At 61.5% G+C, this 19,590-nt stretch carries 17 protein-coding genes; 13 read left to right on the top strand and 4 right to left on the bottom strand.

Going from position 1 to position 19,590, the window contains the following annotated elements; genetic code table 11:
• Positions 1-295: 295 nt before the first annotated feature.
• Positions 296-772, top strand: coding sequence for an Imm26 family immunity protein (locus ACILSR_RS03855; protein ID WP_395748406.1), 477 nt, complete (start codon positions 296-298; stop codon positions 770-772).
• 615 nt (positions 773-1,387) lie between these two features.
• Here the strand turns inward: ACILSR_RS03855 and ACILSR_RS03850 are convergent.
• The 4 genes from ACILSR_RS03850 to mnmE all read right to left on the bottom strand — a co-directional run bounded on the left by ACILSR_RS03850 (position 1,388) and on the right by mnmE (position 7,632).
• Positions 1,388-1,807 (bottom strand): hypothetical protein, encoded by a 420-nt coding sequence (locus tag ACILSR_RS03850; protein ID WP_395748405.1) that lies wholly within the window; start codon positions 1,805-1,807, stop codon positions 1,388-1,390.
• Positions 1,808-2,507: 700 nt separating this feature from the next.
• Positions 2,508-3,377: a hypothetical protein gene (locus ACILSR_RS03845; protein ID WP_395748404.1), complete on the bottom strand. Its 870-nt coding sequence runs from the start codon at positions 3,375-3,377 to the stop codon at positions 2,508-2,510.
• A 305-nt stretch (positions 3,378-3,682) separates the two neighbouring features.
• Positions 3,683-4,579, bottom strand: a complete 897-nt coding sequence (locus ACILSR_RS03840) for a TIM barrel protein (RefSeq protein WP_395748403.1) — start codon at positions 4,577-4,579, stop codon at positions 3,683-3,685.
• A 1,490-nt stretch (positions 4,580-6,069) separates the two neighbouring features.
• The gene (mnmE, locus tag ACILSR_RS03835) at positions 6,070-7,632 is read right to left on the bottom strand and encodes a tRNA uridine-5-carboxymethylaminomethyl(34) synthesis GTPase MnmE (RefSeq protein WP_395748402.1); all 1,563 of its coding nucleotides are present in this window, start codon (positions 7,630-7,632) and stop codon (positions 6,070-6,072) included.
• 149 nt (positions 7,633-7,781) lie between these two features.
• Here mnmE and ACILSR_RS03830 point away from each other — a divergent pair, with 149 nt between their 5' ends.
• From ACILSR_RS03830 to ACILSR_RS03775, 12 genes are all read left to right on the top strand, one after another.
• Positions 7,782-9,257, top strand: coding sequence for an MraY family glycosyltransferase (locus tag ACILSR_RS03830; RefSeq protein WP_395748401.1), 1,476 nt, complete (start codon positions 7,782-7,784; stop codon positions 9,255-9,257).
• Entirely contained in the window at positions 9,254-11,842 is a 2,589-nt protein-coding gene (locus ACILSR_RS03825) for an O-antigen ligase family protein (protein ID WP_395748400.1), read from the top strand. The genes ACILSR_RS03830 and ACILSR_RS03825 overlap by 4 nt, the downstream gene beginning before the upstream one ends.
• A 631-nt stretch (positions 11,843-12,473) precedes the next feature.
• Positions 12,474-12,650, top strand: a complete 177-nt coding sequence (locus tag ACILSR_RS03820) for a transposase (RefSeq protein WP_395748399.1) — start codon at positions 12,474-12,476, stop codon at positions 12,648-12,650.
• 437 nt (positions 12,651-13,087) lie between these two features.
• The gene (locus tag ACILSR_RS03815; RefSeq protein WP_395748398.1) at positions 13,088-13,393 is read left to right on the top strand and encodes an SMI1/KNR4 family protein; all 306 of its coding nucleotides are present in this window, start codon (positions 13,088-13,090) and stop codon (positions 13,391-13,393) included.
• A gap of 157 nt (positions 13,394-13,550) precedes the next feature.
• Positions 13,551-13,757 (top strand): hypothetical protein, encoded by a 207-nt coding sequence (locus tag ACILSR_RS03810; protein ID WP_395748397.1) that lies wholly within the window; start codon positions 13,551-13,553, stop codon positions 13,755-13,757.
• Positions 13,758-13,864: 107 nt separating this feature from the next.
• Positions 13,865-14,329 carry a GNAT family N-acetyltransferase gene (locus ACILSR_RS03805; RefSeq protein WP_395748396.1) on the top strand — a complete coding sequence of 155 codons (465 nt, stop codon included), beginning with the start codon at positions 13,865-13,867 and terminating at the stop codon, positions 14,327-14,329.
• 81 nt (positions 14,330-14,410) lie between these two features.
• The gene (locus tag ACILSR_RS03800; RefSeq protein ID WP_395748395.1) at positions 14,411-14,755 is read left to right on the top strand and encodes a hypothetical protein; all 345 of its coding nucleotides are present in this window, start codon (positions 14,411-14,413) and stop codon (positions 14,753-14,755) included.
• A 7-nt stretch (positions 14,756-14,762) separates the two neighbouring features.
• On the top strand, positions 14,763-16,391 hold the full coding sequence (locus ACILSR_RS03795; RefSeq protein ID WP_395748394.1) for a PrsW family glutamic-type intramembrane protease: 1,629 nt from the start codon (positions 14,763-14,765) through the stop codon (positions 16,389-16,391).
• A gap of 60 nt (positions 16,392-16,451) precedes the next feature.
• Positions 16,452-16,949: a hypothetical protein gene (locus tag ACILSR_RS03790; RefSeq protein WP_395748393.1), complete on the top strand. Its 498-nt coding sequence runs from the start codon at positions 16,452-16,454 to the stop codon at positions 16,947-16,949.
• A gap of 355 nt (positions 16,950-17,304) precedes the next feature.
• Positions 17,305-18,750 carry a cardiolipin synthase gene (gene cls / locus ACILSR_RS03785; protein ID WP_395748392.1) on the top strand — a complete coding sequence of 482 codons (1,446 nt, stop codon included), beginning with the start codon at positions 17,305-17,307 and terminating at the stop codon, positions 18,748-18,750.
• Between the two features lie 57 nt (positions 18,751-18,807).
• Positions 18,808-18,954, top strand: coding sequence for a hypothetical protein (locus ACILSR_RS03780; RefSeq protein WP_395748391.1), 147 nt, complete (start codon positions 18,808-18,810; stop codon positions 18,952-18,954).
• 103 nt (positions 18,955-19,057) lie between these two features.
• On the top strand, positions 19,058-19,435 hold the full coding sequence (locus ACILSR_RS03775) for a rhodanese-like domain-containing protein (RefSeq protein ID WP_395748390.1): 378 nt from the start codon (positions 19,058-19,060) through the stop codon (positions 19,433-19,435).
• The last annotated feature ends 155 nt before the right edge of the window (positions 19,436-19,590 follow it).

Genomic DNA, 19,590 nt, shown 5'->3' with positions numbered 1-19,590 from the left:
ACAGGCTGTCGCAAAGGGGGGGGGGCACGTATAAGCTCGTGGATGGGGACGGCACAGTGAAACGCACTGGCCGGTCAAAAGATCTTGATCAAAGAAAACGGCAGCATGCACAAGGCGAAGAAACAAAGGACTTGGAGTTCCAAGAAGATATCCGATCAGAACATCGGCTTTATGAGGCTCACCCACAAGCACGAGCCGAGAATGGCGGTCTCAACCGGTCGAAAGCGATTCGAGATAAAAAAACGAAGAAGCAGCAATACATTGATGAACACAAAGCTGCGCAGAGAAGCTGAAAATGAAGAAGCAAAAATCTAGCTACTACGAAGGAAGCCTGTTTCTAGTGCCTTTGCGAGACCACGGTTTTGTGAGGGGGCTTGTTTGCCGTGCAGATGGGAAAGGGGTGGTATTTGGGCACTTCTTTGGTCCTCGGATCGACACCACTGTCGCTCCACTGCTTGATGAGGATTTGTGTCCGTCCAACATATTGTTGAGCGGCTGCTTTGGCGAACTGGGGCTCACCAAAGGCGATTGGCCTGTTGTCGGTGAGTTATCGGGATTTGATCGACAGCACTGGCCACTTCCGCTGTTTGTCCGAGAAGTTGCCGGGCAGATTTATGCAAGAGAGTTGAGCGACTCCCTCGAAATCCTCTCAGATCGGAGAGTCTCTTTGGAAGAGCTCCCTGTTTCGACCTGCCGTGACAGCGTGATGGGTTACGGCTTCGTGGAGATTCGACTGACAAAATTGCTCGCGGAACCACCAACTTCGAAATGAACCCTGAAAATAGCGGCCCGGCATGAATAGTACTCGGTCAAGGCGAAAAAACGCCTGGCATTAAACACGCGAACGCGACGCATCAGGCAACCTGTTTGCATTTTCCCATTGAGTGTGAGAAATGCGCTCTGGCTGTTTGAAATCAGCCTACAGATCCGCATGGCCAAATTCTGATCGCCATTTGAATGCAGGAGGCAGCATTGACCAGAAGCACAGCAGTGGCGAAACCATGCTTCAACTAGCGGTCTTGAAACGCAGGACAGACAGCATGGAGTTGTTGCTTAGCCGTGGTGCAAGCTTGACCGGTGCGCTGCATAAAGCATCGAAAATGGGAATGATTCCAATGATGACTGGCTGCTGGCCCGAGGCGCTTCATTAGACGAGCGAAACGAAAAAGGCCTGATGCCCGAGGATGTCGCTTCGCCGCCGTTTGTTCAAAAGTATCTATTGAAGCGACGTGGGATGATTTGCCCCAGCAAGGCGGTCTAGCTCGGTATTCCGAAACCGAGTCGGCACCGAATCGGTATTGGAATACCGATCTACATCAAGCCGCGCCGCCCCTGCATTCGAATGATCTCATGCGCTTGATGCTCGGCACCGCTAAAAAATTGCCTTTCATGAATGGCACATTTCTTTCAAACGAAACCAATCACTTTTACCCTCTATGACCTGCTTGTGATTTTTGTCCAAAAATATTGGCGCAATCAATCGACATTCAAGGTGTCCTTTGCCACCTCCCCCATCCGCGTACACTTGGTCCAATAACAAAACAAGATCATACTTCCACGATCGCATTTCGCCTGGCGACAAGTAATTCATTGAATCTGATGGAAGAAATCCCAGCTCCGAAACTGCTAATAATGGCAGGAAATCATCACAGGCTTTTTTTTGGTTATGTGCATCACGGAATTGCACGCGGATGCCTGCTGGCATTTCATATTTATCTCCGATTCTGGCAAAGTAGGAATCATACCTCCCAACTTCTTTTCCCGTGTTCTTGATTGTCAGAACATATGACTGGTCGGACTGATTCAAGTTAATGGCAACTTCCAACCTGGAATAAGCTTGCCAGGAGCAAGCTGCAGGCACTAGAGACAGCATAGTGCAACGAATACATTGGCGTCTGGTCTTCATATGTTAATGTTATTTTTTCTTCTTTTTCGTTGTCCCGGTCGATTTCTTTGATGTTTGTTTAGCGCTGCTTTCTGGCGGGGCGCGATGATATTCATATGTAGTAAAAAATGCCCGGCACTATATTCACCTCGTCTTGAGCGAGACTCAAGACCTCTACCGCCTGCGCCGCAGGCCGGAACTGGCTCGGGTCTTCTTTCCATGTCTTTCTCTTCAAGAGCCTTTTTCCTCCAGAGGCTTTCTCCTTATGTTGGCCGGGGGCTAGGTCGGTGGCTTGGCCCACTCCTTGATCTGGGCGTGATCCAGGGATGCGGCAGCATCATTGCTAAATCGCTGATTTTCAACCCCATGAAGGACGCAACGGTCATGAAGAGGCGGTGTTCGCAATGCATGAGCAATGCGAGAGGACGTGCATGAGCAATGCGAGAGGACATGCTGCGGCGATGCGTCCGCATGGCCAATTCGCTAGGCCCGGCAGGCAGCGCAATGGTCACAGTGCATTCATTATCAGCAGCCTGAACCTCAGCCCGAGGTGGATAAATGCCCCGGGGTGTGGGGGACAAAGGTCGCTGGGCGACTCGCTGGCGATGTGTCTTGTGACTCGTTAGCAACTCGCTGCCGTCATCACCGGTGATTCGGAGGGGACTCGCTGGGAGGTGCGAAAGGCGGCGAGGTCTGCGGCGCGATTGGCGGCGGCTTTGGTCTGAAAGGCGTGATTGGCAGCGCTCCAGGCTTGGATGGCTTTCACCAGGTCTGCGCGCTTGGGATGGCGGAAGGAGTAGGCCATGAATCCGCCGCGCGGTCCGGTGGAGTAGCGGCAGCGGAGGAAGTAGCCCAGCGTTTCCAGCTTCTCCAGTTCCTGACGCAGGATGCGGCGGGAGAGCGGCTGGCAGTGCGGCGGCAGGCTGTCGGCGCCGGCTTTATACAGGGCTTTGCTGTGAAAACCGCAGGCGCGCGCCTGCAGCGTCTCCCAGCCGATGAAGACGAAGCCATGGGAGTTGACCTTGGCGCTGAGGATGGCGGCAAGGATGCGAAATTCGCGCCAGGAGAGCTGCTTGAACCCCGCAGGCACTTCCTTCCCCGCCTCCCGCCGGGCGCTGTACGTAGCGTTCCACATCCAGTCCGCGCGCAGTTGCAGAAAGACGGCTCCCCTGGCCTGGTGCTTCTGGTAGTTGGTGGCATCCACCGCCCGGCAGCCGCCTTGGACGCCCAGCACCTTCGCCCCGGCCAGCGCGGCCTCCCACAGGTCAGGAGGGACATGCGGCGGGCAATCCACTGGCTGGCGCTGCCGCCGCGCATGCTCGCGGGCCTGCTCCAGCAGGAGGCTGAAAAGCCCCTCGCCATGCGTCTTCCGGTAGCCGATCCCGGCATTGACGATGCCGCAGGAGATGGCCGCATCCATCACATCGGACACCCCGGCCCCGCTGCGCAGAACCGCCAGAGGCAGGGTGAAATAGAGGTCCGTGGCGCTCATGGCAGCACCTCCCGGACATGAGCGCCCGTGTGAGCCAGAGGCAGGGCGTGAGGGTGGACTTCAGGGTGGGTTGGACGCGTCTCCGCAAAAGAGGACATGAAAAGCCTCTTGGGCCGAGAATCCAAATGGCAAGTGAAATGTGCGGGCGGAAGGCGGATTTTCACTCTCCTCACGCTCCTGCTTCACTCAGCGTCTTCAGACCAGGGGACCAGAATGGCCCCCCCCTCCTTCCGGAGCGCTGAGCAGGTGGGTTTGTGTTGAGACGTTCGGTTGCGGGCAGGAGTGCCCACATCACTTTCTTCCGGCTACACGTCACAAACCATGGCCGCATGCCGCAGGGCCAGCACGGGGTCGCTCCAGGTGGGGATGAACTCGTGGGCGACGAAGTCGTGGTAGCCGATCTCGAGGAGGGCCTGCATGACGGCGGGGTAGTTGATCTCCTGGTGCTCGTCCAGCTCGCAGCGGCCGGGATTGCCGGCGGTGTGGATGTGGCCGATGAAGTCTTTGTGGATGCGCAGGCGGCGGATGACGTCTCCGTTCATGATGCTGACGTGGTAGATGTCGAAGAGCAGCTTGAAATTGGGGCTGCCGATCTGCTTGATGAGGTCCACGCAGAAGTCCACGTCATCGCCGAAGTAGCCGGGGTGGCCCTTCATGGGGTGGGAGCTGTCCCGGGAGTTCAGGTGCTCCAGCACGAGGGTGATGCCCTTCTTCTCCGCATGCGGCAGCACGACCTTCCAGGTGTCCAGGCAGTCTTTGATGGCCTTTTCCCGGTCCATGCCGTCAAACTTCATGCCGGTGAAGGTGATGACCTTTTTGCAGCCGACGTCCGCCGCCACATCGATGCCCTCGGTGAGCTTGGCGATGACCTCGTCGCGGAACTTCGGGTTGCAGGGTCCGTTGGAGAAGCCGTGGCCGGAGACGAGGGAGATGTCCATCCCCAGCGCCTTCACGTCCGGGTAGTATTTGCGGTCGATGCCCTCCATGCCCACCAGACCGATGTCTTTGCAGTGTTTGGCCAGCACGACGGTGTCCATGGGCTTGAAACACCAGCCCATGACGGTGTGCCGGATGCCGTGGTTCTTGATGACATAGGCCGGGTCCGCCGCCGCTTTGTCGATGGAGACGGCACCAAGGCGGGTGGTGGAGGCGGCGGTGGCAGTGGCCGCAAGGGCGGTGGTGAGGAAGTGGCGGCGGTTCATGGTTGGGGAAAAAGCGTGGGACGGTCGGTGCGACGGACGGTGGGGATCGTGAGGGAGGGAGCGGGGGACGTCAAGGGGTGGTCAAGAGGTCAAGGAGTCGTCAAGGAGTCGTCAAGGGGTGGTCAAGAGGTCAAGGAGTCGTCAAGGGCCTGGTCAAGAGGTGGCGAGGGGAATGGAGGGACGGTGGGTGGAAACGGTGTGAGAATGAGTTTCCTATGAAGATTCGGGGGATAAGTTTTTGAGACGCTGATGAGGCGAAACGCTTGAGTCGTTATCTCTCAAGGGAGTGCTTCAGGAGGACTAGGGCGGTGGGAGGTAGGCTGTGACCAGTAGGCGGAGGTTGGGCGTTTTCGAAACGTCGGTGGCGTTATATCATTAATGTGACACGGAGGCCTGGGGGTGCTAAGGCGCGGGCATCAGGTGGAGGAGCGAAGGCGCTGAAATGCTGAGGTTCGGCATTGGGTACAATGCGGTGTTTTCGGCATCGATATGCAACGATTTTATCGTTACATCGTAAGCTGGATTCGAGGGACTCAGCATCTCAGGCGGCGATTTGGTTAACGCATGCTGCGCGAGTGGGCCGGAGGTCAGAGCTTTGCCATCGGGGTAAGCCTGATGCGCTAAAAGCTATGCATGACCGATACGTTTTAATCGTTACATAAAACAACCAAAGACTACGCCAGGAGTGGCATTTGGAGTGCCCACGTTCGCATAATCGGGAGGCCGATTTTCGAACATTGGGGCGACTGTGAATATCCGGCGAGAATGGGTCGGAGCGTCAGGTGCGAAGGCTTTGTTGAAACGATTGATGCGTTATTTTTGCACCCCACTAAAGGAGTCTTGGGGTCATATGCGGCCTGCACAAGAGCGGACCTCTTCACTTCCCGTACCAGTGTGAAGAACCTGTGGGTTTCTGAGGCGGTAGGAGGTAGAAGCTTCCCGCTCTCGAACCGTATCTAGAAACGTCACATTCGTTACTTGTTAGCGATAATTTCCCCACACCTATTTTTATGTTATTTCACTGATCTCAAGCTGGTTACTTTTTATTCTAACATCAAGGACGTGATTCATCTATTACGTTCAAAATTCAAAAATTCTCGGCCACTGACAGGCGTGTCTTTGAGGTTTGTGGGTGGAGTCGCAAGAAGTTCACAGCAGTGGGACATGAATAATAATGAAACTTCTAAATCGTTACTTTAATCTCTTGAAAGGACGAAAGTTGCTTGGTTTGGAGCTGGAGCGAGCGCAGGGGCGTGAGGTGCAGCGGTGGCATGCCAGTCCTCCGCTGCGGATTGGCCGGGAGACCCTTCTGGAAGACAGGCTGGGCGGGGGTGGATGACGGGTTCCCTTTCCGGATCGGGGCGGCTGAGCCAAGGGGCTCCCCTCGCCGACGCTCGGCAACCCTGTGCGGCACTTCGGAGGGCTGTTGGCGTTCACCAGACAAAGCTGTCAGCCGGTCATGAACGCCTCAACAAGAAACGTCTTAACCGTTACTTTCCAATGCAGAACGTCGAGAAGATCACGTCGAGGATGCGCTCCACATCCACCTGACCGACGACGTCTCCCAGAGCGTGGAGGGCTTCGCGGATTTCGAGGGCGATGAACTCGGGCGCTTCGCTGGTTTCCAGGGCGGCGCGGGCGGCGTGGAGGCGGTCCGTGCAGCGCTCAAAGGCGGCCTTATGGCGGGCGTTGATGGCGACCGGGTGGTCGGAGGCCAGGGGGCCTGCGGTGGCGATGACGGCGCGGATGGCATCGCGCAGGCGTTCGATCCCCTCCCCCGTGACACACGAAACGGGGATCGCGTTACTTTCCGCGCTCCAGTCGGCGTGCATCCCGAGATCTGACTTGTTGAGGATGAGGATGCTCCGGCGGGCGAGCTCCGGCGGGAGGTTAAGGCGGGAGCTTTGGGTAGGGCGGGAGTTGGCGTGCTGCGGAGCGCTGTCCCGACAGACAGGAGCGTCTGTCGTACCACCCGAAGCGCTGGAGGACTCGGAGCCGGGTGTAGATCGGTATTCCGATACCGATTCGGGGTCGTCTCGGTATCGGAATACCGAGCTACAGCCGGGTGTCGCTGCCTCTGGGGCTTGCGAGAGCGCTGGACGACAGACAGGAGTGTCGGTCGTACCTGCCGGCAGGCTGGCGTCCACCACTTCGATGACGAGGTCGGCGCGCTCGAGTTCGCGTTCGGTGCGCTGGATGCCCACGCGCTCGATGTCGTCCCCGGCCTCGCGGAGGCCGGCGGTGTCCACCAGGCGCAGGGGGATGCCGTGCACCTGGATGATCTCCTCGATGGTGTCCCGCGTGGTCCCGGCGGTGGGGCTGACGATGGCGCGCTCAAAGCCGAGCAGCACATTGAGCAGGCTGCTTTTCCCCACATTCGGCGCGCCAGAGATCACGGTGCGGGCACCGTGGCGGAGGATGCGCCCCTGCTCCGAGGTGGCGATGAGTTTTTGCGCCCGCAGCAGCACGTCATCGAGGCGGCGGATCAGCTTGGCGCCGGTTTCGGGGGAAATATCCTCCTCCGGGAAGTCGATGTAGGCCTCGATGTGGGCCAGCACGGGGATGATCTCCTCCTGCATGGCGGTGGCCTCCCGGCCGATGGCGCCGCCGAGCTGCTCGTTGGCCGCCCGCAGCGCCAGGGTGCTCTGGGCGTGGATGAGGTCCATGACCGCCTCCGCCTGCGTCAGGTCCATCTTGCCATTTAAAAAGGCGCGCTGGGTGAACTCCCCCGGCTCCGCCGCTCGTGCGCCGGAGGCCAGCAGGCGGTCCAGCACCCGCTGCGTCACCAGCACGCCGCCGTGGCCGTGGAATTCGATGACGTCCTCCCCGGTGTAGCTGGCAGGCCCTTTGAAATGGAGCAGCAGGCCCTGGTCCAGCACGCTGCCATCGGCATCCAGCACGGGCACCAGATGGGCCTGACGGGGCTTCAGGTGCGCGGGCAGCCGGAAGGCCCGGGCGGCTACGGGCAGCGCCTGCGGGCCGGACACCCGCACCACACTGATCGCCGCCTCTCCCAAGGCGGTGGAAATGGCGACGATGGTGTCATGGAGCATTGGCGGAGGGTGCGGGGGCGGGCGAAAAGTTCAAGGGGCGAATGCGCGGGCGGCGCAACAAAAGATTTCTTCGCGGTTGGAAATCTTGATCCGTCCTTAAGGAATGCGTATGCTCGTGGTCTTTTCCAATCCGAATCGTCCGCCCGCGCATGCCAAACTCCACCTTCCAAGACAATTTCGTGGGCCCCTGGGCGCCCAGGCATGTCTCGATGCTGGAAATGAGCTGCTACTTCGGCGGGGCGCTGCTGGTGGCGGCCCTCGGCACCTGGTGGATCCTGAAGCGCGAAGGCGTGGTGGGGATGGACGCCCCGGACACCCGGCGCAAGCTGCATGAGAAGGCCGTCTCCCGCCTGGGTGGCGCGCCGATCTTCCTGGCCGTGAGCCTGGCCTGCCTGGTGGCGGGCTACATCGGCGGTCTGGGCTGGACGCGCTGGCTCCCCGTGGCCGTGTGCAATGCGCTGATCTTCAGCGTGGGCTTTGTGGACGACCTGAAACCCCTGGGCGCCAAGGTGAAGCTGGTGGGGCAGATCGGCACCGCGCTCATCCTCTATGCCCTCGGGGTTTCCATCGACATTTTGAGCAATCCCTTTGGCGAAGGCGCGCTGACGCTGGGCTGGTGGAGCCTGCCCATCACGCTGCTGTGGCTGGTCACCATCCCAAACATCGTCAATCTCATCGATGGCATGGACGGGCTGGCCGGGGGCTTCGGTCTGTTTTTATGCCTGACGCTGGCCTTTCTGGGCTACTACCGGGCGCAGCCGGATGTGCTGGTGGTCTCCCTGGCCATGGCGGGGGCGCTGGCAGGCTTTTTGATTTTCAATCTCCCACCTGCGAAGATTTTCCTGGGGGACGGCGGCGCTTATTTGATCGGCTTTTTCATCGCCTCCGTCTCGCTGTTCACCTCAGACAAAGGCTCCATCATCGGCGCGCTGCTGGTCATCATCATCGCCCTCGGGGTGCCGATTTTGGACACGCTGTTTGCCATCCTGCGGCGGGCCATTCGGGGGGTGTCCATTTTTAATGCGGACGCCGAGCACATCCACCACCGCCTGATCCTGCTGGGCTACAGCAAGGGGCGCGCGCTGGCGGCCATGTATGCCGTGTGCCTGGCGCTGAGCCTCGTGGGGCTGAGCATCCTGATGACGAAGGGCATCGCGCTGCCCGTGGCGGGGGCGGTTCTCTTCTTGCTGGCGCTGGGAGCCGCGCGCTACCTGGGCTATGTGCGCAGCTGGTCAAACTTCCGCGCGCAGCTTGAAGAGGTGATGGAGCGGCGCAGGCAGCGCGAGTTCTTCCGCGCCTACGGCCGTGTGCTGGACTTTGAGGTGGAGCGCTGCGAGGAGTTTCGCAGCTTTGACAGCCTGTTTCAGCACGGGCTGGGGCGCATGGGGCTGAGCGTGCAGCCGGTGGAAGGCTACCAGCCAGAAATCCTGCCCATGGGCGGAGGCCGGCAGTTCACCCTGTACCGGCCGAAGGATGACACCGAGCTCAATGAATGGCACCTACGCCTGGACGTGCTGCTGCCCGCCCTGGAGCGCTGCCATGAAAAATGGAGCAGGCTCCCCGTGAGCGTCGAAGCCGGCGCCCCTCCGTCCTCCACCCTTGTCCCGCCCTCCCTCCCGGCATGAAAGAAGACTCCCGATCGCTCGACGCCCCCTCCTCCCGCCGCCCACGGCTGGCAGGCGCGGACGAGGACGCCGAAACGCTCCTGCGGCCCACGCTGGCGGACGAGTCCGTTTTTGCACCCGCATCCGCAACTGCGTCACGCTCCGCGGACGCACGGGAGGAAGAAGACGCCGAGGAGGACAGCCCCGGCACCCAGGACCGGAGCTACGAGGTCACCGGAGCTTCCTGGAAGGGGTATCTCTTTGCCGCGCTGCCCGTGGCCGCCTGCCTGTTTGGCACCGGGCGTGAGCCCTGGTCCAAAGGACTCATCGCCGCGCTGATGGCGGTGCTGCTGCTGTGCTTTGCCCCCCGGCGCAAGCTGCCCGCCCTGCCCTTTTACTGCCTGCTGGGCGCGCTCTTTGCCCCGCTGCTGTCCTTCCTGCCAAACGCCTGGTTCTTCCAGCTCCCGGCCTGGCGGACCACGCTGGTGGAGGACTGGGGCATCCACCTTTCCCAGACCCTCACGCCCCAGGCCTCCGTGGCGCTGGAGGCCTGGCTGCTTTTCGCCGTGTGCAGCCTCTGGCTCTTCTGGTGCCTGACGCGCGGCTTTTCAGACGTGCAGCGCCGCGGCATGGTGCAGACCCTGGCCTTCGGCGGCGTGCTGCTGTGCGTGCTCTCCATGCTGGACTACACCAGGATGGTGCCGATCCCCTGGTGGCCGCGCAACACGAAGGAATGGGGCAACGCCTTCGGCCCTTTCGCCAACCGCAACCACATCAGCAGCATCGCGGCCATGACCTGCGTGCTCTGCGCGGCGGGCGGTTACGATGCCTTCCGCCGCGGGTCCCGGCTGTGGCTGCCCTGCCTGCTGGGCTTCATCCCGCCGATCGCCGCCATCCTCATGAACAGCTCCCGCGCCGGCGTGCTGCTGCTGTTCCTCGGCATCACGGTGTGGATGGGCACCATCGCCATGAAGCGCGGCTTTTTTCAGAAGCTGGCCGTCTCCGCCTCCCTCATCTTCATCATTGGCACGCTGCTGGTGATGTCCGGCGGAAACGTCTCCAAGCGTTTCACCGAGGGCGGCATCACCCAGTTTGCCTCTGACAACGGGCGCGGCTCCCTCTTTGTGGAGACGCTCAAGATGAGCCTGGACTCCCCCTGGACCGGCGTGGGCCTGGGCAATTTTGACGCCACCTTTCCGCAGTTTTCCGATCTGCCCGTGCACGAGCGCCGCTACCTGCACCCGGAGAGCGATCTGCTGTGGCTGCTCTCCGAGGGCGGCCTGCTCACCGTGCTGCCCGCGCTGGGGCTGGTGTTCTGGATTTTTCTCTCCACCGGCCCGTGGTATGGCAAGAAGCGCAAGTCCGGCATGGCAGACCGCCGGCTGCGGAACGCCGCCGCCATCGTCTTCGGCCTCGGTGCCGTCCATGGGCTCGGGGACGTCCCCAATCACGGCCTCGGCTACGCCACCTTCATGGCCCTGCTGGCAGGCATCGCCATCCGGCCGCGGCGGCTGCCAGACGCCGCCAGCACCTCCCAGCGCGTGGTGCTGCGCCTGTGCGGCCTGCTGCTTCTCGCGCTCGGCGCGGCATGGACCGCCGTCGGTCTCGGGCACCCGGTGCTGCCCGGCACCAGCGCCGCCGAGGCCCTGCGCGCCCGCGCCGGAAAGCTGGCGGACTCCGGCTCCCCCGCCGGCGCGCTGCCGCTGATGGATCAGGCCATCGCCCTGGCGCCCATGGATTTCCGCTACTACTACGAGCGCGCCTGCCTGCGCCTGCGCCTCGGCCTGCCCAAGGAGGAGGCGCTGCTGGACTTCTCCCGCTGCCGTGAGCTGGACAAAAACTACGCCCTGCTCTGCTACTCCGAAGGCGTGTACTGGCTGGACTACGATCCGCAGTACGCCATGGTCAGCTGGCGCGAGATGCTGCGCCGCTATCCCGAAGCCGCTCCCGGCACCTATGGCTACTTCAACGCCATGCTCAGCCACTCCCACCAGCACCCTGAGCTGCGCGAGCCGCTGTGGTCTCTGGCCACGAAGTCGGAGCTGAAATTCGAGTTTCTCAAAACCGTGACCACGCGGGATGAGTTTGAGCGCTGCCTGCGCAGCCTGCTGGCGCAGCAGCCCGAGCTGCGCGGTCTGGAGTCCTCCCAGCGGCAGGCTCTGTTCAGCATGTGGTACCAGTATGGGAATCAGGAAAGCCTTATCGCCGCCCTGGAAGCCAACGCCAAATGGCGCGAGGACGGCTGGCGCATCCTCGCCGAGCACTACGCACGGAACTCCGACTTCCAGCGTGCGGTGCAGACCGCCATGCCCTACCTGCCCTCGGTGAACCGCAGCGTGCCCGGCACCAGCACGGACATCCCCACCCTGGAGCGCGCCTTCCTCTACAATCCCACCGACGCCCGGCGCGGCATCGATCTCTTCCAGGCCCAGAAGACCCAGGGCGACCTCGACGGCGCCCTGCGCACCCTGGAAAAAGTGAAAGCCATCTCCAACGCCCCCGCCTACATCCGCCAGGAGGTCGCCTCCCTGTATATGATGAAGCAGGACTACCGCCGCGCCTGGGAAGCCATGCGCGAAGCCATCGAGGCGATGCAGAAGAGGTAGGGGCGGTGAGGTTAGACCAACTCTCAAAAATCTTGTCACATTGCCCGGGCGGCGGAGCGGCCCCATTGGCTGCGTTGGTCGCTTGCCTGTTATTTTCAAATAGCAGGCGGCGCTCCCGCCTTGCCACTGGGGCCGCTGCGCTCGCAGGTCAAAATGACAATCTTTTCGAGAACTGGTCTAGTTCTGCATTTCTCACACCACTGGGAATCTGCGAACAGCGTGTTGCAAGCTTGGATGTAGCTCGGTATTCCGATACCGAGTCGGCACCTTCGCGGAATCGGAATTGCCTTCGGCTGTCTGACGGCTCCGCGCTACATCGCCGCGTGTCAACGTTGGGAGTGTGAGAAGTGCAGGCTAGTTCTGCAGCATCTTTGTGACTGCGGTCATGCAAACACAGGGTCACGTATTGCCTCCCGGAGGGAGGACGGAAGGTAGCCGGTGGTGAAGGGAGCGTAGCGACCGGGAACCACCGGACCCGCCGAGCATCCCCCTCGCATCCGAAGGTTGCGCCCCGGCAGGGGCGCGAGAGGTTGTCCAATGCCCTCGACGCATCTTTCGCTGCACTACCCGTTCGTTTTCAGCACGAAAAACCGTGAGCCATGGCTGGCCCCATCCTCACGAAAGCGAGTTCATGAATACGTGGCAGGAAGGTTATGGCGCGTTCACGTTCGCAGCGCCGGATTTGGAGGCAGTCCGGGCGTATGTGCTCCATCAGGAAGAGCATCATCGTGTAAAGACATTTCAAGAGGAATACACGGCCATGTTGCGTCGCGGCAGGTTGGAATACGACGAACAGTTTCTGTGGTGAGCGGAAACGCTGCACCGTTCGGACCTTTCTCGCGCCCATCCAGGGCGCACCCTTCGGATACGAGGGACGTTTGTGTGACGCAAGTCCGGTGGTTCCCGGTCGCTACGCTCCCTCCACCACCGGCTAATATCTCTGCTCCCTCCGGGAGCCCGTGCGGCGTGCCAATGCTAGCGCCCGAAGTTGAGTGCCCTCTTAGACCAACTCTCAAAAATCTTGTCACATTGCCTGGACGGCGGAGCGGCCCCATTGGCTGCGTTAGTCGCTTGCCTGTTATTCTTCAATAGCAGGCAGCGCTCCCGCCTTGCCACTGGGGCCGCTGCGCTCGCCGGTTCAATATGACAATCTTTTCGAGAACTGGTCTAGTACCCAGCTCATGCTCGCTGGCCGCAATCCTTTGTCCTTGAGGACCGTCTGGCCGCGTTTTAGTGTTACACATCATGGATCTCCCTCCACAATACACAGGCTATTTTGCTGGTGTCGGGCCGAAGGAGGGGGGGCTGAGCGTCGAGCCTGGTTGGTTTCAGTTATGGCCGCCAGACGAGGTGCCTCAGTGGAATCACGAGTATCAGGTTCATGAGTTCGCCCCTGGATTTCTCGGCTTTGGATCAAGTGGTGGCGGAGAGTTGTTAGCCTTTGATTCAGAAAGCAGGATCGTGATGATTCCATTCATCGGCATGTCCGCTAAAGAAGCGAAGCCAGTGGCCGCTTCCTGGGGTGAATTTGTAGAAAAAATCGAACCATGACTGGCATGGCAAGAAGGCTCAATCATCTTCGAAACAGAGCCAGCGTAAGGCCATGAGCACATCGACCTCATTCATTCCATCCACGCCATCACCCGAGGTGCTCCGACTGCTGCAAGAAGCAGTTCATGAGCTCCGGCAATCTCCAAACGAAACCATCATGTCTTCCCGTTTTCAAACCTCCCATGACGTGGCCGATGACCTGGAGCGTCTCAGCCGCCAGTTGGTGGACGGAGACAGTGCCGCAGGGCGCGAACTTTATGCCGCCTTCTGCGCCACCAGCGTCTGGGACGAAGCCTGCGGTTCGCATTACCTGGGCAATCAGCTTTGTGAAGCACTGCAGCCCTATTGGCCAGGTGCCCGCTAAACGAGGCTGTCCGCACGGTCACCACCCCAAATAAATCAGGTTTTCCCTAAGCAAGCGTGGGCGCATCCTGCGTTGCCTTTGTTCATCAGCCCGTTATTCTACCGGCCATGTCCGCTCCTGACACCGAACCCCACATCGAACCTGCCACCATCGAAGACCTTCCACAGCTGGTGGAACTGCTCATGGCGCTGTTCAGTGAGGAGGAGGACTTCAAGCCGGACCGCGCCAAGCAGGAACACGGCCTGCGCCTCATTTTGGAGCAGCCGAACCGCGGCCGCATCTTTGTGCTGCGCACGGAGCACAAGGTCATCGGCATGATCAATCTGCTCTTCACCATCAGCACCGCGGAGGGCGGGCTGGTGCTCATCATGGAGGACGTCATCGTGCATCCGCAGCACCGGCGCCAGGGCTATGGCGGGCGGCTGCTGGAACACGCCATCGAGTTTGCAAAGGAGAAGCGCTTCCGCCGCATCACACTGCTGACGGACCGCATCAGCGCGGACTCGCAGGCCTTCTTCCAGCAGCACGGCTTCCAGTTCTCCAAGATGATCCCCATGCGCCTCGTCTTTTGACGCCCACGCAGGGAACGCACGACGCACGAAGCACGACACACCCGTTTCCACGTTCCACGCACGCCCCGCACGCTCGCTCTCATGCACACGCAGCTCCTCGTCCTGCTTCCCCGGCCCCAAGGCGATACGGCCCAGGTGCCGCGGCAGCTGCTGGAGGCCTCCGACTGGGCGGTGCTCTTCACCCTCGGCACGCTGCTCTTTCTGCTGGGCGCCTTTGCCATGTGGGCCTGGCTCATCTGGCGGCGCACCACCCGGCCGGAGCCGCATGTGAAGCTGCTCATGGAGCTGGAGGAAGAAGCAGCGGAGGCAGAGGAAACCGGACGCAGGGCCTCCACCTCGTCATCCGCACCTGAAGAGGAGTCCAGCCCCCCCAAGACAGCGCCCTGGGAGCAGTCCGCCGACTGGTGGAAGAAAGCGGACTCTTGATGCCTGCATGAGCGAGAATCCTTCTGTCTTTCACGGTCTGCGCGCACGCACGCACTACCTCACGCGCAACCGCCGCTTCCTGCTGCGCACCGCCGCATGCATCATCGCCATCGGCACCATCATCGCCAGTGCCATCGTCATCGGCAGTCCGCAGCGCGAGGAGTCGGACCTGCCGTTCATGGTCAGCGCTGTGCTGAACCACGTGCGGGAGGACTATCAGCACCTGGACCGCGAGACCTCCCCGCAGCCGCGCGAGCTCGCCGTCTGGCTGCGCATGCTCGTGGCGCAGATCCCGCATCTGGTCAAAAGTGGCGACGAGGCGGTTTATCAAGGCTTCGTGCAGAAAGGGCGGATCGGCAGCTATGACGTGGAGCACCTCATCCAGCGGCACGCCACCTCAGACGCGCCTGCGGGGCTGTTCCGCAGTTATCTGGCGGCCACGCTGGACGCGGATGCGGCGGCGTACCGCCAGCTGCAGCAGAAGGCCGCTGCCATGCCCCCGGAGATGCTCGCGGCGGAGCTGTTCGGCAGCGTGGAAAAACGACGCGACAATATCCCGGCGGCGATCCAGGCCTTTTACACCGAGGGCCTGCACTTCGCGGATGCCAGGTCCTCGCGCGAGGAGGCCCTGCACCAGGCGCTGATTCAGCGGGATCTGGACACGCTGCGAGCCATCGCCGCGCAGCCAGGCTGGATCGATGAAGCCCCCCCGCTGCTGCAGCATCTTGCAGGCGCGCTGCTGGGCGATGTGTGGATGCAGTGGCACGGCCTGCTGCGCCACCGGCTCGATGAGATCCCGTATGGCGTCCTCGCTCTGGCCCTCTTTGCCGCAGGGCTCTGGTATTTCATATTAGTGCTGCACAGCGACCACGAGCGCTGGCGCTGGGTGCGCCCGGTCGCCGCGCTCACGGCGGGCATCGCCAGCGTGTGGCCCACGCTCACCCTCGTGGCCTTTCAGGATTACCACCAGGGCATGTCCTCTGACGCCCCGTTTCCCTATGACGTGCTCTACTATGTGGGCGGCGTGGGGCTGCGAGAGGAGGGGTGCAAGCTGGCGCTGTTCTGCCTCTTTCTGCCCTGGCTGCTGTGGCGGCGCACCCCCGGCCTGGCCCTGCTCACGGGTGCCTTCGTGGGCCTGGGTTTCGCGATGGAGGAGAACATCGGCTACTATCAGGATCACCTCGGTGCCGTCGCGTGGACGCGCTTCGTGTCTGCGAATTTCCTGCACATTTCCCTCACCGGCATCTGCGCCCACAGTTTGTACCGCATGCTGCTCACCCGCTTCGCCCGCGCGGAGGAGTTTCTCGCCACCTTTGCCCTGGCCGTGGTGGCGCATGGCATGTATGACTACAAATGGGACGAAAAGGTCGATAACGTCGGATGGATTTCCTCCGTCATCCTCATCCTCACCGCCGCGCGCTTCATCGACCTCCTCTCCCAGGAGACGCGTCCGGCGCGGCTCACCATCTCGCCGCGTGCGGTCTTCATTTTTGGCGCCGCCACGCTGATCGCCATCTCCGTCGTCATCGGTGCCTGGACCACCCGCACCATGGCCGGTGTTGCGGAGGCAGGCGAAGGCTGCCTCAGCATGGTCCCCATCGCGATGCTGTACTGGCGGAAGTTTGAGAATGCGTAAAACGACCGCCTTGGCAAAACAGTGACAATAAAGGACGCACTCCCGCCGTCAAAAGCAGGCATGACCATGCTCCGATATGTGCTCCTTCTCCTCTGCGCCCTCGCGGCCACGCTCGCGCAGGCTGCGGAGCCGCTCACTGTATCCATGAAAGTCTCGGGCTGGTTTGCCAAAGGCTACTCATGGCAGCTCGCCCTCGCCGAGGACGGCGCGGCGAAGCTCACCGTGGAGAAACCCGGCGCTCCGGTGCATGACTCTCTGCAAATCCCGCCCGCCAAGCTCGAAGAACTCCGTGAGCTGCTGCAGCGCGAGCGCTTTTTCGACCTCGGCGCGAGCTACGGCGTTGTCGTTCCCGATTCCAGCACCACCACCCTCAGCGTTCGCGTGGGCAAGCGCACCCGCACCGTGGAGCTGCAGTACCTCCGCACCGATGACCCGCACATCGAGGAAATGCGCCGCGCTCTCCGAGTCTCCATCTTTCTCCGCGGCCTCTTTCAAAACCCCGACGCCGTGGACCTGCGCCGCTATGAAGAGGCGATGCTCAAGGATTCCGCCAAGTAGCCCCTGCCCCGCGTTCTAATACCACAGACCATTGAAAACAGGTCTTGGCCTGTCCTTGATGGGCTTGCACCAACACGAGACGCCGGGTGATCGCGCAGCGCTGAGGGATCAAGATGATCCCTCTCCTCCAAGGCATCCGCGCGGCGAAGCTCTGGCAGGAGCGGGACCATCTTGGTCCCGTAACGCTCCGCAAAGTCTGCCATTTTTATTCCTACCCGTAGCCTCAGCGGCAGTGAACGTCCAGACCTCTTTTCAACTGTTCGTGATCTAAAGCGAGAAGGATGATCTCTCCCCACGAGCCACTCCTCACCCTCGAAGCGCTTGGCAAGGTCCCCTGCCCTGCGCATGCTGTGGCATGAGCTGGTTCATACATTCCTTCTGGTCAGACACGCTCGCGCTCCTCTCCATCGTCGGGTCCATCACCGCGCTGCTGCATCTGTTTCTGCGGCACCGGGACTACCGCTCCGCGGCGTTTTGGACGGCCATGATCGTGCTGGAGCCGCTCTTCTCCCCGCTGCTGTACCTGCTGCTGGGCATCAACATCCTGCGGCGCAGCGGGCGGCGCTACCGCAGCGGCATCAATGAACCCTGGCGCGATCCCGTGCCGGACCAGCCGCTGCCGTTTTCTGACACGGACGGCTGCGCCGCGCAGGAGCATCAGCAGCTGGCGCGCACGCTGGACCGCATCTCCCGCTTCAGCCACACGCATGGGAACCGCCTCGAAATCCTGCACAACGGGGACGAAGCCATGCCGCGCATGCTGGAGGCCATCCGTGGCGCGAAGGAGAGCATCTCGCTGGCCAGCTACATCTTTGAGGCCACCGGCATCGGCGCGGACTTCGTGGCGGAGCTCTCCGCCGCCGTGAAGCGCGGCGTGCAGGTGCGCGTGATGGTGGACGACGCCGGCACCCGCTACTCCTGGCCGCCCGTGGTGGATGCCCTGGCCAAAGCCGGTGTGACCGTGCGGCGCTTCATGCCCAGCCGCATGATCCTGCGCATCATCACCATGAACCTGCGCAACCATCGCAAGATCCTCGTGGTGGACGGCCGCACCGCCTTCACCGGCGGCATGAACATCCGCGAGGGAAACATGGTCTCCCGCAAGCCCCCGCACGCGGTGCATGACCTCCACTTTGAAGTCACCGGCCCCTGCGTGGCGCAGATCCAGCGCGTCTTCGCGGAGGACTGGGCCTTTTGCACCAACGAGCTGCTGGAAGGTCCCCTGTGGTTCCCGGATCTCAGCGCCACCGGCACCACCACCGCCATCGGCATCGTGGACGGTCCGGACGAGGACATGGAAGTCATGCCCGCGGCGTTTTTTGCCGCGCTCAATGCCGCGCGTGAGGAGGTGAAAATCGTCACCCCTTACTTTCTCCCGAATGCCGTGCTCATGGCCGCGCTGCGCCTCTGCGCCGTGCGCGGCGTGAAGGTCACCATTCTCACCCCGGGGCAGAACAACATCCCCATCGTCGGCTGGGCCGCGCGCACGCTGTACCCGGAGCTGCTATCCGTGGGCTGCCGCATCTTTGAGTCCGCGCCGCCGTTTGACCACACCAAGATCTTCCTCATCGACGGCGTGTGGTCCTTCCTCGGCTCCACCAACTGGGACCCCCGCAGCCTGCGCCTGAACTTTGAGTTTAATCTGGCCTGCCACGATGCGGAGCTCTTCCAGCGGCTCTCCGCCGAAATGGACGCCAAGCTCGCTCACAGCAAGGAGATCACCCAGGAAATGCTGGAAAACGCGCCCCCTCTGCAGCGCATCCGCAACGGCTTTGTGCGCCTCTTCATTCCCGTGCTCTGAGAAAATTTGCAGCTTTGGCCAAATCAAAACGTATCTAGGGACGTTCCATTCCCTGCCATGATGCGCCCAGCCCCCTCCTCCATTTCCCGTACCAGCCGCGGCTGGCGTGGAGGCCTGCATGATTTTTCCTGGAATAAACCCGCCGCGTCGTGCGTCGTAATCGGGGCCAAGGCACAGACACCGGACGCCACCGACCCTCATTGACTTCTCAACCCTTTGCCCCGGAAGACGGGGCCGCTGCCGCGCACAGTCCCAACGCGCTCAACTCTACTCCACTCAACTCAACTCAAACAATCCTGACCCAATCATGAAGAAACTCATCGCACTCGCCTTCGCTCTCGTCGCCTCCGTCGGTTTCGCCGCCGAATTCCCGGACATCAGCATCGCCGACCTCAAGCAGGCCATCGCTGACAAGAAGGTCACCGTCATCGACGTGAACGGCGCAGCCTCCTACAAGGCCGGCCATGTCCCAGGCGCCATCGACTTCGCAAGCAACGGAGACAAGCTCGCCAGCGTGCTCCCAGCCGACAAGAACGCCCTCGTGGTGGCCTATTGCGGTGGTCCTGCCTGCAGCGCCTACAAGGCTGCCGCCAACGCCGCCAACAAGCTCGGCTACACCAACGTGAAGCACCTCTCCGCCGGCATCTCTGGCTGGAAGGCAGCCAAGGAATCTCTCGAGAAGTAATCCTTCCTCCGACTTCCACCCACCGGGTGCGCGGGCTTCATCCCCGCCACCCGGTTTTTTTGTGCCCGTAACTCAGCCTTCATGAATCCAGCAAGGCCAAAAGTTTTCCGCGCTCTGACCCTGAATTTTTTACCCACTTTCGAAAACAAACCGTC

The sequence above is a fragment of the Prosthecobacter sp. genome (genome assembly GCF_044222565.1).
GTDB lineage: Bacteria > Verrucomicrobiota > Verrucomicrobiia > Verrucomicrobiales > Verrucomicrobiaceae > Prosthecobacter.
Note: the sequence above shows the minus strand (reverse complement) of the source record. Positions and strands in the feature narration are given on the sequence as shown.

What these genes read in the sequence shown, in the direction of transcription:
- ACILSR_RS03855 (WP_395748406.1), top strand. Translation starts at nt 296, where the DNA reads ATGAAGAAGCAAAAATCTAGCTACTACGAAGGAAGCCTGTTTCTAGTG.
- ACILSR_RS03845 (WP_395748404.1), bottom strand. Translation starts at nt 3,377, where the DNA reads ATGAGCGCCACGGACCTCTATTTCACCCTGCCTCTGGCGGTTCTGCGC.
- ACILSR_RS03840 (WP_395748403.1), bottom strand. Translation starts at nt 4,579, where the DNA reads ATGAACCGCCGCCACTTCCTCACCACCGCCCTTGCGGCCACTGCCACC.
- mnmE (WP_395748402.1), bottom strand. Translation starts at nt 7,632, where the DNA reads ATGCTCCATGACACCATCGTCGCCATTTCCACCGCCTTGGGAGAGGCG.
- ACILSR_RS03830 (WP_395748401.1), top strand. Translation starts at nt 7,782, where the DNA reads ATGCCAAACTCCACCTTCCAAGACAATTTCGTGGGCCCCTGGGCGCCC.
- ACILSR_RS03825 (WP_395748400.1), top strand. Translation starts at nt 9,254, where the DNA reads ATGAAAGAAGACTCCCGATCGCTCGACGCCCCCTCCTCCCGCCGCCCA.
- ACILSR_RS03820 (WP_395748399.1), top strand. Translation starts at nt 12,474, where the DNA reads ATGAATACGTGGCAGGAAGGTTATGGCGCGTTCACGTTCGCAGCGCCG.
- ACILSR_RS03815 (WP_395748398.1), top strand. Translation starts at nt 13,088, where the DNA reads ATGGATCTCCCTCCACAATACACAGGCTATTTTGCTGGTGTCGGGCCG.
- ACILSR_RS03810 (WP_395748397.1), top strand. Translation starts at nt 13,551, where the DNA reads ATGTCTTCCCGTTTTCAAACCTCCCATGACGTGGCCGATGACCTGGAG.
- ACILSR_RS03805 (WP_395748396.1), top strand. Translation starts at nt 13,865, where the DNA reads ATGTCCGCTCCTGACACCGAACCCCACATCGAACCTGCCACCATCGAA.
- ACILSR_RS03800 (WP_395748395.1), top strand. Translation starts at nt 14,411, where the DNA reads ATGCACACGCAGCTCCTCGTCCTGCTTCCCCGGCCCCAAGGCGATACG.
- ACILSR_RS03795 (WP_395748394.1), top strand. Translation starts at nt 14,763, where the DNA reads ATGAGCGAGAATCCTTCTGTCTTTCACGGTCTGCGCGCACGCACGCAC.
- ACILSR_RS03790 (WP_395748393.1), top strand. Translation starts at nt 16,452, where the DNA reads ATGACCATGCTCCGATATGTGCTCCTTCTCCTCTGCGCCCTCGCGGCC.
- cls (WP_395748392.1), top strand. Translation starts at nt 17,305, where the DNA reads ATGAGCTGGTTCATACATTCCTTCTGGTCAGACACGCTCGCGCTCCTC.
- ACILSR_RS03780 (WP_395748391.1), top strand. Translation starts at nt 18,808, where the DNA reads ATGATGCGCCCAGCCCCCTCCTCCATTTCCCGTACCAGCCGCGGCTGG.
- ACILSR_RS03775 (WP_395748390.1), top strand. Translation starts at nt 19,058, where the DNA reads ATGAAGAAACTCATCGCACTCGCCTTCGCTCTCGTCGCCTCCGTCGGT.